This is a genomic window from Paenibacillus sp. sgz302191, from assembly GCF_057749925.1.
This window is the reverse complement of the sequence record NZ_JBYLHY010000008.1, coordinates 179,146-191,740: the sequence shown is the minus strand read 5'-3', so window position 1 is coordinate 191,740 and position 12,595 is coordinate 179,146. Positions and strand designations below refer to the sequence as shown.

Genomic DNA, 12,595 nt, shown 5'->3' with positions numbered 1-12,595 from the left:
AACCGGCCGGCAGGGGAATGCTAACGCACATCGTTTATTGCCGCAAACGGCCACACGGTGCCCAGCACATAAGACAGGGCAAGCAGCAGCGCTATGCACAGCAAATACAATCCGTCAAAAGCCGAATAGCCTATCGTGTAGTAATACGTCCGCAGCTTGCCGACCGAGAAGCGTTTCGCTTCCATGGCGACGGCTGTCCGGTGAGCGCGGCGGATGCTTTGGGCGAGCAGCGGAATCGAATACATGCGCAGCGTCGCATACCAGCCGGTAAGCGGATTCCGCCGTTTGCGGCCGCGAATTTTGAGCGCGTAACGTAGCGTCTGGAACTCTTCGATCAGCGTCGGAATCATCCGCAGGGCGGCCAGGAAGCTGTACGCGTACTTGGGAGGCACTTTCCACTGCTGCATAAGCGAATAAAACAGGGCGACAGGCCGCGTCGTCAGACTGAACAGCAGCCCGACCGAAGCTATCTGCAGCGCCCGAAGGCCAAGATGAACGCCCCTGTAAAAGCTCTCTTCGGTGATGTGGATAATCCCGTACCGGAACCAGGTCGTGCTTCCGCTGCCGAACATCGTCATCCCTGACGCCGACGAAATGAATATGAGCGCGAAGGGAGAAATATACAGCATCAGCCGCCTCATGGGATGGCCCGTGAACAGCAGCAGCGGGAGAATCGTTCCCAACGTCAAATAGATCATAACATTGACATTATGAGTTAGCACCACCACCGCAAATAAGGCGATGGAGGCGATCAGCTTGATGCCCGGGTTTACCCGGTGCAGCCATGTTTCGCGATATGTGAACGTCAGTTGCACAGGACGGCCCCTCCTTCCGCGGCGGCGGCGAATGCCGCGAGGAACTGCTGCGGCGATTGGTCCGTCACGCGGCCTTCCGCAACGTGCCATACCCGGCTCGCGCAGCGGCGTATGATTTCATGGTCGTGCGTCACCATGACGATCGCAGTTCCCGTGCTGCGCAGCTGTTCCAGCATCCCGAGCATGCGGAACGTATTGCGCGCGTCCAATCCGAACGTCGGCTCGTCCAGCAGCACAATGCGCTGCCCCCGCACGAGAGCCGACGCCACGCTCAGCCTGCGCTTCTGCCCCATGGAAAGCTGGAACGGATGCCTGCCGCGAAGCCCCAGCAGGTCATACTGCTGCAGCAGCTTTTCCGTCAGACTTGGGGGCGCGTCCTCCAAGGAATAAGCGATTTCGTCCTCCACGGAGCCCGTCACGAACTGAAACTCGGGATTCTGGAACACGAAAGCCGCTTTGGCCGCGGCGTCCTCCACTTTCTTGCCCGTGACCCCTGCGATCGAACAAAGCCCTTTGGTCCGGATCAGGCGCATGATGGCCAGGAGCAGCGAGCTTTTGCCCGCTCCGTTGTGCCCGGCGACGGCGATCCATTCCGCGGCACGGACGGATAAGCGATCCACATGGATCTTGATTTCTCCGCCGCGGATACCCTGAAAATCCTTCATCTCCATGAGAACTTCCCCGTCATGCGGCTTGACCTGCGGCGGCCCCTCGTCCCATGCGGTCTCCGCACGGCCCGCAGCATAGTCGTCCCACACTCCCGGGTACCAGATCCCGAACTCCCGGAGCTTCGGTTTGTACTCCGCAAACACCGCCTCCGGCTTGCCGTCGGCCAGCACCTCGCCGTCTGGGGAAAGCACAATGATGCGGTCGATCAGATCGAGAATGCCGCCGATTTTGTGCTCCACGATCAGGAGCGTTTTTCCCGGGCTTGCGGCCCGGATCGTCTCCCACACCTGGCGCGTGCCCTCCTCGTCCAGTAAAGCGGTCGGCTCATCCAGGAACAGCACCTCCGGCTCCAGCGCCAGCACGCTGGCGATTGCGAGCCGCTGCTTCATGCCCTGCGAAAGCTGTTGAATTGGCGTATGAATATCGTCCAGATGAAGGCCTACCTTTTCGAGATAGCGGCGGATCAGCGCAGGCATTTGTTCCCGCGGAACCTGCATATTTTCCAGCACGAAAGCAATCTCTTCATCGACGTACGGCATGCAAAACTGGGTGTCCGGATCTTGGAAAACGTATCCCCAGCGCTCGGGGACCCGGAGCTCCTCCGCTTTCATCGGAATCTCGACGATGCTTGGAACCATCCCGCTCAGCACCTGCAGCAGGGTGGACTTTCCGCAGCCGCTCGGACCGAGCAGCAGCACTTTTTCTCCGGGGCGGAATGAAAAGGAAACCCCCTTGAATAAAAGGGGGGCATCGTCTCCGGGATATTTCAAACGTAGGTCGGTAACGCCGACTGCTGCATTTTGGATCATAAGCTTTACCTCAATTGGTCGTAATCTTTTTGGGACGCCGGACGGATGGCGTTGAGAACGCCCGTGCGCTCGATAGCCGCCGCCAAATAATAGGAGAAGAAGCCGGAGATCAGGATGCTGCCGAGCAGACGGAAGCCGATGAACAGGCAGTAGTTCCAGAAAGTCAGAGACTCGATGTAGCCGTAATAGGCGTCTACGATCAAGGACAGCAGCGCCGATCCGATCGAAGCCAGCACGACCACGCCTACGTTCGCCTTCCGGTACAGGACGATAGCAAACACGATTTCGGCTCCGAGACCTTGAAGCAGCCCGTATACCAGCGTGGAAATCCCCCATTCGCCGCCGAAGAACGTTTCAATCGTAGCGGCAGCAACCTCGGCGAGAATCGCAACGCCCGGCTTGCGGATGATCAGGAACGCGAACGTGGCGGCAATAAACCACATCCCGTAGCTGAGCTGCTCCGCCTGAAGCCCTATGGGTTTGAGAATATCGTAAATAGGGCCCCAAATTCTGTAAATAACGCCAAATACCGCCGCAATGACGATGGTCACCAGGATATCGGTCAATTTTAAAGCTTTGGATGAAGACTGTGCATTCGCCATCTTGCCATCAACTCCCTTTTCAATCTTAATATGCATAAAATGAATGTCCGGCAAACACGAAAAAGCCCACCGGGCATGCGGCAGGCATAAGTTCAGTGCAACTTTGAAGAAGCACACCATTCACTACGCTGGCATTACCCAGATCAGTTTGACGGTCAGCGGCATAAGGCCGCTATCTCAGCCTGACTTCATCAAGCACCCGTGTAGCTATTCATTTGGCTATACTTTATACGAAAAACACATTTTTCGCAAGGCTTTTTTTTGCAGATTTGCCGCAGCATTTTTTTTACAGCTTCGTTTTTATCGGACGGGCAGATTTACAAAGACCTACCGGAATGATTCACAAAAGATATGAATCCCCCGCTGACAGCGCCAAAAATCCGAACAGGGTTATCTTGATCCTGCACGCATCACTCCAAGCGCAGATCGTGGAGCTGCGCAACTGGGCAGGAAGCAACCGGGCAGAAAGCAGATTGGTACAGAGAAAACCTGCGAAAATGCAGGTTTTTTCTGTAATAATCGTTTATTTTGGCGAAAAACCTGCAAAAGTGCAGGAATTTTCGCTGAAAGTGACTCGGGAGCCCATGTGTTCGGTGAAAAGCCTGCACTTTTGCAGGAATTGTTCGCGGCCAGCGATTACGGATGCAAATTCATGTATTTTTGCAGGTTTTCTTCGTGCAGCAGGCAGATGATGATAGCGATCGCCTCTGACGCGAGGCTTTTTGGACAACCTGAAGACCGCCAAGCGAACTTGGCGGTCCTCTTCTCATATCGGCCAACCGCTGTCACGCAGCGCAGCGCCACGCTCCGGGAGCTGCCCGCGTATCAGCCAATGGCCTGCAGATGGCCGGCGTACTCCTGCAGGAGCCCGGTCTCGCGGTCCATTAATTCCTTGGTCTGCTCCAGAAACAGGGGCCAGCCCTCCTTTCTTCGCTGCAGTCCAAGTTTATAGAGCTGCCAGAGGCGCTTTTTCCACAAGGTCTCCTCCTCTTCGAGCAGTGCCGGCCAATCCTTGTCTGACGCCGCAAATTCGCGGGGATACTGCTCGGCAAACTGCCTCGTGTATAGAAGCTGATGGAGGATGCCGCCGATTCTCAAGCAGTAGTAAACTTCCTGGCAGCGTTCCGTAAAGGAGCTATCATCTGCGGGCATGCTCTGCTGCAAATCGTCGAAAAGGGCCATGTAAGCCGAATGTCCGTGTTCGACGCCGGCTTTGAGCGCTTTTCCGGAAATAAACCGGCGGATTCGTTCAGCCGCGAGCCCGGTCACGCTCTCCTTCCGTGAAGCATCGGTGGTGTGCAACCCGTCCATGAAGGCCGCACCATACACGCCTTGCAGCAGCTTTTGAAGAGGAGTCGGTCCGTTATAGGTGAGCACTGTCCCTCCGTCATCTAACAGAAAGGAATCGCCGACATAGGCCACGTCGTTATTTTCATCCAGTCCGTAGAGAATAATTACGTGCTGCCGGCCCGGATTTTCCAGGTATACCTTGTGAAAGCCGAGGCAGCTGCTGTTTACGAACAGCAGCGCCAAGTGGCCGGAGAGCAGCGTTTGCCGCAGATCGCGCAGCAGCTCCCTTTTCTCCTCTTCCCCGTCTATCCGAAAGTCATAGCGCAAACGCGCAGGGCCGTGCAAAGCGAACTGCTGCAGCATAGCCTCGCCTGAACGGCCGACCCAGAAGGGCCTGTGCGCCGGGTCATATTCTACGTTCATCCCGTCGCACATGAAATAGAGCTCAGCCTCGGAAATCGAATAACCGTAGTTCGAAGCAAGCACGTTCCGGATGCTGCCGAACAAGCAGTGCGTGCCCGGTTGAATATGGACTTGAAGCATCGCGGAGGACATCTGCTATCCCTCCCCCAATGAAGACTTGCGTCTTTCAACCAACTGCTTCAGTCTCTCTAGGGTACATATGTTTTCGAAGGTCAGCTCCTCTTCCGGGATGACAATCTGAAACCGATCTTCCAAAGCGACGACTAATTCGATTGCCATGATAGAGCCCAGATTGTAATTCCGCAGATCGGTCTTCTCATGAATGGCCGACATCGTCTCTGCGTCGATTCCTAAAACAGAGGCCACCACCTCGGTTAGCTCCTTGCTCTCTACAACGATCACTCCACTCACCCTTTCTGTTTTCATTGTGTATGCGCAAAAGCGGCTCCGCCCGCCGGGCTCCCGGGAAGCGTTTGGGCATATAACCGGCGCAAGGTCTGCTCCAGCCGATTCTCCAACTGCTCCGCCGTCTCCCATTCATCGGCTATGATCAGCGCAAAAACGCGGCCCATATAGCGCTGCTCGCCGGACAGGCTGATCGAAGGGAGGGTTCCCGAAGTGTACACGAATATGCCTTCCCCTCCCTGTTCGTACAGCAATCCGTCCTGCGCCAGTATTTGCCGCAGAGCGGTATAATCGACTGCATGATCGGTGACCAGCCGGAAATAGCGCGAGTACAGCTTTTTTCCGGCAAATATACGCTGCACGAACGACAAGTACGTTGATAATGTGAAGCGCCCGTTAATTTCAATGATCGGAATAATGACGTCATCGCGTGTAATAATCGCATCGACACCGGCCACTCCGCTGTAACCGATCCCGTGCAAGTAGGCCCCGATACGTACTCCGTAGTCTTGAAGCCGCTGCATCGCAGCAGGCTCCAGCCGAGGCGGCGTTAGGGAACCTATGTACACGGTGCCGTTAAGCATTTGCTGCTTGATCGAGAACACATCCACCGAACCGTCGGTGTTAACGAACAGTTGAATGTTCACATCCGCCCGCTTGTCCAGCCACTGTTCGATGATCCACGGATGCTCGGGGTGGCCGGAACGGCCCGCGATTCTGGAAAGCCGGTTGCAGAGCGCATGGAACCGCTCATCGCTGTCGATCAGGTACAATCCTTTGCCTGATGCCGAGTAAGGCTCCTTTACGATCACCTGCGAACACGTCTGTTTCAATGCCTGATACTGCGTCCGCAACTCCTCTACGGTGCCGCAGATTGCGCCTTGGCAAACCGGAAATCCAAGCTCTTCGGCCATTTGCCGATTGAAGATTTTGTCATTGACCCTCGCCCCCAAAGCGGAAGAGGGACCTGCCAGCGTCAAACCGCTTCGCTGTGCAATCTCTTCTTCCAGCATTGTCACTGCGTAGGGGACAAAATATACTTCTTCGCTTTCGTCACGCAGCTCTTCCAGCTTTCGCAGCAGTTGCTCGTCCTTGAGCACCAGCATAGAAATCGGTGTTTCCGCATCGGTTTGGCCAGGAATCCAAATTCGCGGAATGTCAAAACCGCGCCCCGCAAGGTCCGATAAAAAAGCGGCGTCCGGCTGCTCGCGCAAGATCAGCACATCCTGCCGGCGGCAAAGAAGCAAGTTCATCTCCTCGATACGCCCGACAACGCGGTTCTCTTCACGATCGACGATCCCTTTGCTCTGACGGTGCCAGAACTGCTCGGCTCCGATGTTGCATAGCCAGACAATCGTCCCCCGATCGCGTTCCGCAGTCAGCCACGGAAGTAAAGAAAAAGACTCCTGCATACCCTCGCCTCCTCTCTCAAAATAGACCGGACTGCCCGCGCAGCGCGTCCTCAAAACGCCCCCGCTCGCGCAGCGGGTAACAATTGCCGCCGTCTACGAGCACTTCGGCCGGCAGAGGATGGCTAAGAAACATGGCCGGACTGTGCGTAAGCCCGTAGGCGCCCGATTTTTCGATAATAACAATTTGACCGGCTTCCGCCTCCGGCAGCTGCACTTTTTGCCCTAAAATATCCGTCGCCGTACATAACGGCCCCGTTACATAGACTTCCTCCGTCCGCGCTTCCTTGCCAAGCACCCGCATCGGGAAATTGTTGCGGATGTACCGCCCCAAAAAAGCCGACGACGCATGCTGGTTAGAGCCGCCGTCGCAGACCAGATACGTGCTGCCCTTGGAGGACTTCCGGTACAGCACCTTAACGGCGAACACGCCGCTGTCGGCCAGCAGGAACCTTCCGCTCTCGATAGCTACCCGGGTACCCGCCAACCGCTCCTTGTACCGCTGCCATACATCGGCAATTCCCTGCTTCAGCAGCGGCAAATCGATGTCCTGTTCGGGAGGAAAATACGGCACGCCGAACCCGCCGCCCATATCCAGGAAGGCAAGTCTCAGGCCGTACTGTTCCATATAACGCAGTCCTAGTTTAATCGTCTCCTCGAACTGCCGAATGATGGCGGCTTCCTGCAAAATTTGCGTACCCACGTAGACGTGGAAACCGATCAACCGCACATGGTCGGCCTGCAAAGCAGCTTCTATCGCTTCGGGTACGAGCCGCTCATCGATCCCGAACTGGGAAGAAACGCCCGTCATGCGGATGCTGGCCGATTGCCCTTGCCCTTGCGTATCCGGATTGATCCTGATCGCGATGTCGGCGATAACTCCATTTCTTTGCGCTATGCTTTGAATCATCGCAATCTCTTCGATACTCTCTACATTTACGCTGTACAACCCCGTAGCTATTGCATACTCCAGCTCCTCTACCGTCTTGCCGGGACTCGTGAAGATGATTTCCTCGGGCGGATAGCCCGCAGCGAGCGCCAAGGCAAGCTCCCCGCCGGAAGCGATTTCGACATGGCAGCCGATCTTGCGCAGCAATTGGGCAATTCCGATGAGCGGATTGCTTTTCAAAGAATAAAACAGATCCACTTCTTTCGGAAAACAAGATCGCAAATCTTCCGCATTACGCCGAATCGAGTCGGCATCATATATGTAAAGCGGGGTTCCGTACGTTTGAATGACACTCTGCAATCGATCGTCGTCAAGCCGTCTTTGCTCCACAATCGTCGATACGTCGCCGCTCCCGGCATTATGGTTTTCCATTCCCGTAGGACTCATCTTAGTCGCTCCCTTCAGCTGCTAGCGCTGGTGTAATTTCGTATTGCGATTTTCCAAATTGCCCTTGTAATCAGCATAAACAGCAACGGAGCCAGCAGCCCCCACAAGAATTGAACCGGACTCATGCGATCCAGCACAAAGAGAGGCGACCAGTTCGAAATCAGAAACACCGGAATCAAAAATGTTCCGGCGCCCTGCACGGTTTTCCCATAGATCCCCATAGGCATTTGATTAAAATCGAACAAAGCGTTCGAAACCTCATTGATCCCGCCCGTTCTCACTGTCCAGAATGCGGCTAACTGCGGCAGCAAAAATACAGCATAGGTCACAACGACCCCGATCAGAAGGAATCCGATAAAACCGATCAAATTCATCGGCGTCAGCGGGACGTTCGAACGGTTCCATCCGTAGACCACCATCGCGATTCCCCCGATCAGATTGGGGATCGAGAACCCGATATCAATCGAGCGCATCGTTGACATGAACTGCAGCGATATCGGCTTGGTCATCATCACATCCAGCGTTCCCGTCCGAATATGTTCCGGAAGCTGTACAAAATTCGTATAAAACAGCGTGGAATACACGCCCGCCATAATCGTATACGTACCGATAAACAAAACGATTTCGTCAGGCGACAGGCCGTTGATCTGCACGCCGATCCGGTATATGACGTACACATAAGATAATTTGACAGCCAAAAAGCCTAACTCAATCATGATCCCGAATATAAAATTAAGCCGGTACTCCATCATGGAACTGATACTGTTTCTGGCAAACACCCCGTAGATAAGCAGGTATCTTTTGCATTCCTTGAGCATCTTCCGCATCTTTCGCTACCCCCCGGCCGATTCATACTTCTTCATCCCGCTGCGCCACAACAGCATCGAAACGGCCGCCAACACCGCGATCCAGAGAAGCTGGAAGCCCAGACCGCTTACCATCTGCTCAAACGGGATTTTGCCCAGCAGCACGCTTACCGGAAAATAGACAATGTACTTGAAAGGAAGCCAATTCAGCACTACCTGGGCCGTATCGCCGAACATATCGAGGGGAAACACCCCTCCGCTGGCTATATTGGCCAGCAAACTGAATGTCAGGAAGATTCCCCATACCTCAAGCAGCCAAAAAGAGATCATACTTAAACAGTAATAAATAAAAAAGTTCATAAAAACGGACAAAACGAGCGCCGCCAGACAAACCATAATGCGATCCGTTCGCAGCGGAATCACATCCCGCATCACCGCAACGATGATTGCAGCGACAACTGCGATGACGGCCAAATGCATCATCTTTTCGCCTAAAAAAGTACAAAGGCGAAACGCCGCGTAACGGATCGGCTGAACGACGAATTTACTAAGCTGCCCGTTCTTCACATCGGTGGCGATTTCGTATTCAAAGCCGGTAGCCACCATCTTCGAAAACAACGCCGCCATGATGGCATAGGCGATAATTTGCCCTTCCGAATAACCGTACACGTCGGACCCTTTATGGCTGTTAAACACAGCGTTCCACAAAAAAATCTGGATCACGATCGGGAAGAGGCAGCTCAGCAGGCTGAGCGCGAAGTTGATGCGGTACTGCATCGCATTCTGCAAGCCCATGGCGAACGTCTTGGCATACTTTTTCCATCTTCTCATGGTTCGACATCGCCTTTTTGATAAAGCAGGGCAATACCTTCCTCGATCGAAACGTCCTCTACCGTAAAATCAATAACCGGCAAACTCCGCAGCACCGCAATCGAGATTTCCGTCAATTCCTGCTTGTCCACCTCCAGCACCGCTTCAAGTCCGGTGCATTCCCTGACTTTCCCGTAAGTCCGAAGATCTGCGGCATCGACGGCGCCCGACAGCTTGAGCTTCATGATTTTCGTCTGATCCATCAGCCGGTTCACCTTCGCGAGATCGCCGTCATAGGCTACGCGTCCCTGATTGATGATAATCGTCCGCTTGCACAAATCCTCGATATCGTTCATGTAGTGGCTGGTCAAAATCACGGTCGTTCTCCGCAGTTGGTTGTAGTATTTCAGAAACTCCCTGATTTTCCGCTGCGACAAAATATCCAGCCCGATGGTCGGTTCATCCAGGAAAAGCACGCGGGGCTCATGCAGCAGCGCTGCGATCAGCTCCAACTTCATCCGCTCGCCGAGGGACAATCTGCGAACCTGTACGCTCAGCAGATCCGTTACATCAAGGAGTTCCGCCAGTTCCTGCAAGGTGCGCTGAAATGTTTTTTCCTCCAGCTCGTAGATATGTTTGTTCAGATGGAACGACTCGTTCGCAGGCAAATCCCACCACAGTTGGCTCTTCTGGCCCATCACGATGGAAAAATGGCGCTTGAACGCTCTCTTCCGTTCCCAAGGCACGTAATCCAGCACCGCCGCTTGACCGTCGGTCGGAAACAAAATGCCGGACAGCATTTTGAGCGTCGTCGTTTTTCCTGCGCCATTGGGGCCCAGAAAGCCGACCATTTCCCCCTCGGCGATTTCAAACGAGATATCTTTCACGGCTTCCTTGATTAGCGGCTTTCGATAAAACAAATTGCGGAGCGAGTGGGCCAGCCCCACTTCTTTCTTGTAGTAGCGAAACGATTTGGACAAATGACGGACGACGATTGCCGACATGCTGACTGCCTGCCTTTCTCTTCTGGTTATACGGATTGCCGGGCCGAATGATAAATCCTCTCCTGCAGGAGAATCCGCTCGAATGACGCTTCCGGTGAAACATTATCCTTGATGCCCTCAATCACATCGCTAAAGAAATTCAACTGGTTGACATAATAATTTTGCGGTTCGAATACCGTTTTCTCCATGCTGCCCGTATGTTTATCCACGATTTTGAGCATGATCCGGTAATGACCGAGATTTGCCCGAAAAAAATCGTCGATGCTCACAGTAGCATCGTCAAAGTGGAGGACATGCGCTGCCTTATAAGGCATCTCGAAAGACGTGACAAGCGACGCCTCTACCCCCTCCGCATAGCGGAGCTCGGCGTGAAACGTCCAGTCGCAGCCCCCGGGACCGTCAAACTTCGAATGTCCCTGGCAGGATTCGGGCTGCAGCCCGACGGTCCCTTGCAGAAATTGCAGCCAGTAACAGCCCAAATCATAGAAGGAACCGCCTCCGCGCGCCGGATCGCTGCGGTAGTTGTCTGCGAAGCTCTCCTTCGGCAAAAAGCTGATTCTGGATTCGATCTTGCGAAGCCGGCCGTAGCGCCGGTCTTCGATCATCTCTTTCATCGCCTGCTGCCAAGGATGGTGCTGCACCATCAGCCCTTCGAGCAGATGCGCCCGGCCCGGCCGGCAAGCCTCTTGAATCCGCCGAACTTCCTCGCCGGTCAGGCACAAGGGCTTCTCAACCAGGACATGCTTGCCGGCCTCCATGCACCGGACGATCCATTCCGCATGAAGATCGTTGCACAGCAAAATGTATGCGAAATCGATGCGATCGTCGGACAAAAGGGCGTCATAGCTATCGTACACGACAGGGACGCCGTGGGTTTGGGCGTAGGCCTCCGCCTTGCTTCTGGTGCGGCTGGACAGCCCGTATACCTCCAGGTGCCCGATATCCTTGACGGGATCAAGCAGCACGCGGGGAAGGATGGCAGCGCAACCGATCACGCCGATGCGCTGCCGTTCTCTCTTCTCGCTCATGGAACGTCACTCCTTAAATTCCGTGCAAATACAGGACGCTGCATTTGGAGCAAGCCGGCGTCAGCCCTTCCACGTTGATGATTTCTCTGATTCTTTCGTATTTCTCGGAATCCCAAATCTCCTTCAAGCTCTGTTCCTTTAAATTGCCGACCCCAAACTCGGAGAAAAATTTGCAGGCAGTGACTTCGCCTGTCGGCAAAATGTCCGCACGGGTAGACAGCGCCAGACACGTAGTAGCACAGCGACTTGTCATCGCCTCTCCGCGGACGAAGGATTCGATTTCATCGTAATCGAGTCCGGGCTGATAGCGAACGCGGATATTCCATACCCGATCGTTGATTTTTTTGAGCGATGCCATCAAAGCTTCCACATACTCCGGATTCATCTGGTATTTGAACGCATGCCAGGAGTTGATTTGACTCTCGTCCAATTGGCGCAGCCAGCTGAATTTCTCGGCAAAATAGCGGTCCATCTGCCCGGACGTTTCCTTCGAGATATACCAAGGGAAGCACAGAATCACCAGATCCAGCCGCTTCTCTTCGAAAAACTCCAGCAGTTCGTACAGCTTGGGAATCATCCCTTCATTGATAACCGAATGGACCGATATGCGGCCTTTATAGATTCCCTGATCGCGCAGCTCCACCAGACGCTCGATCTGCTTCATCGTTTTGCCGAAAGTCCCTTTGCCTCGAATGAAATCATGCTCCGTCTCCAACCCTTCGACAGCTATCAACAGTTCGAGATGGGGAGAAATGCGGATAATGCCGTCCAGGTATTTATCCATCAGCAATCCGTTGCTGCAAATCGTCATTTCCCGCGGGTCTTCCGCCAGCATATCGAGAATTTTGTCAAATTGCTTATGGATCATCGGCTCGCCGCCCCACAAATACAAGCGCGACTTGGCTTCCCGCGTCTCTTCCAACAAACCGCGGAAGACGTCGAGATCGATGTCCATGTTCTGTTCTTCCTTGTCCATATTTTGGTGGTACCCGTCTTCATTCCATTGGAAACAGTGGATACACCGCAAGTTGCAGCGGTTGGTCAGCTTAATGCCCAGCGATTCGGGCACAGGCGATTTATATAACGGATTTTTCAGGCGTTCCCGATAAGGAACCGCCATGTTCCTCATTGTTCGTTTCATCAGATCGAATGCTTTATCATCCATGACCACACTGCTTTTCGGTTGCAT

General features: G+C 54.2%; 13 protein-coding genes and 1 riboswitch. Of the genes, 1 reads left to right on the top strand and 12 read right to left on the bottom strand.

From position 1 onward, the window contains the following. Nucleotides 1-20: 20 nt before the first annotated feature. The 3 genes from AC3G2T_RS14250 to AC3G2T_RS14240 are packed head-to-tail and all read right to left on the bottom strand — an operon-like array spanning nt 21 to nt 2,895. The gene (locus AC3G2T_RS14250; RefSeq protein ID WP_488435873.1) at nt 21-815 is read right to left on the bottom strand and encodes an energy-coupling factor transporter transmembrane component T family protein; all 795 of its coding nucleotides are present in this window, start codon (nt 813-815) and stop codon (nt 21-23) included. Continuing rightward, the gene (locus AC3G2T_RS14245) at nt 806-2,293 is read right to left on the bottom strand and encodes an ABC transporter ATP-binding protein (RefSeq protein WP_488435872.1); all 1,488 of its coding nucleotides are present in this window, start codon (nt 2,291-2,293) and stop codon (nt 806-808) included. The genes AC3G2T_RS14250 and AC3G2T_RS14245 overlap by 10 nt, the downstream gene beginning before the upstream one ends. 5 nt (nt 2,294-2,298) lie before the next feature. After that, nucleotides 2,299-2,895: an ECF transporter S component gene (locus tag AC3G2T_RS14240; RefSeq protein ID WP_474682625.1), complete on the bottom strand. Its 597-nt coding sequence runs from the start codon at nt 2,893-2,895 to the stop codon at nt 2,299-2,301. A 103-nt stretch (nt 2,896-2,998) separates the two neighbouring features. Next, nucleotides 2,999-3,108, bottom strand: a riboswitch (TPP riboswitch). 2 nt (nt 3,109-3,110) lie between these two features. On the opposite strand from AC3G2T_RS14240, the gene AC3G2T_RS14235 reads away from it, so the two are divergent. Further along, complete coding sequence (locus AC3G2T_RS14235; RefSeq protein WP_488435871.1) at nt 3,111-3,587, top strand: hypothetical protein; 477 nt, start codon at nt 3,111-3,113, stop codon at nt 3,585-3,587. A 133-nt stretch (nt 3,588-3,720) separates the two neighbouring features. On the opposite strand, the gene AC3G2T_RS14230 is transcribed toward AC3G2T_RS14235, so the two are convergent. Genes AC3G2T_RS14230 through AC3G2T_RS14190 form a run of 9 tightly spaced genes read right to left on the bottom strand, consistent with a single transcriptional unit; the run spans nt 3,721 to nt 12,595 of the window. Further along, nucleotides 3,721-4,740, bottom strand: coding sequence for a BtrH N-terminal domain-containing protein (locus tag AC3G2T_RS14230; protein ID WP_488435870.1), 1,020 nt, complete (start codon nt 4,738-4,740; stop codon nt 3,721-3,723). 3 nt (nt 4,741-4,743) lie between these two features. Further along, nucleotides 4,744-5,010, bottom strand: a complete 267-nt coding sequence (locus AC3G2T_RS14225) for an acyl carrier protein (protein WP_488435869.1) — start codon at nt 5,008-5,010, stop codon at nt 4,744-4,746. A 20-nt stretch (nt 5,011-5,030) separates the two neighbouring features. Then, nucleotides 5,031-6,425, bottom strand: a complete 1,395-nt coding sequence (locus tag AC3G2T_RS14220; RefSeq protein ID WP_488435868.1) for a preATP grasp domain-containing protein — start codon at nt 6,423-6,425, stop codon at nt 5,031-5,033. 16 nt (nt 6,426-6,441) lie between these two features. Continuing rightward, nucleotides 6,442-7,758, bottom strand: coding sequence for a type III PLP-dependent enzyme (locus tag AC3G2T_RS14215; RefSeq protein ID WP_474682630.1), 1,317 nt, complete (start codon nt 7,756-7,758; stop codon nt 6,442-6,444). 14 nt (nt 7,759-7,772) lie between these two features. Continuing rightward, nucleotides 7,773-8,585, bottom strand: a complete 813-nt coding sequence (locus AC3G2T_RS14210) for an ABC transporter permease (protein WP_488435867.1) — start codon at nt 8,583-8,585, stop codon at nt 7,773-7,775. 6 nt (nt 8,586-8,591) lie between these two features. Further along, nucleotides 8,592-9,395 (bottom strand): ABC transporter permease, encoded by an 804-nt coding sequence (locus AC3G2T_RS14205; protein ID WP_488435866.1) that lies wholly within the window; start codon nt 9,393-9,395, stop codon nt 8,592-8,594. Next, on the bottom strand, nt 9,392-10,378 hold the full coding sequence (locus tag AC3G2T_RS14200; RefSeq protein ID WP_474682633.1) for an ABC transporter ATP-binding protein: 987 nt from the start codon (nt 10,376-10,378) through the stop codon (nt 9,392-9,394). Before AC3G2T_RS14200 ends, AC3G2T_RS14205 begins: the two co-directional genes overlap by 4 nt. Before the next feature lie 26 nt (nt 10,379-10,404). Then, entirely contained in the window at nt 10,405-11,406 is a 1,002-nt protein-coding gene (locus AC3G2T_RS14195; RefSeq protein ID WP_488435865.1) for a Gfo/Idh/MocA family protein, read from the bottom strand. A 13-nt stretch (nt 11,407-11,419) separates the two neighbouring features. Then, complete coding sequence (locus AC3G2T_RS14190; protein ID WP_474682635.1) at nt 11,420-12,595, bottom strand: radical SAM protein; 1,176 nt, start codon at nt 12,593-12,595, stop codon at nt 11,420-11,422.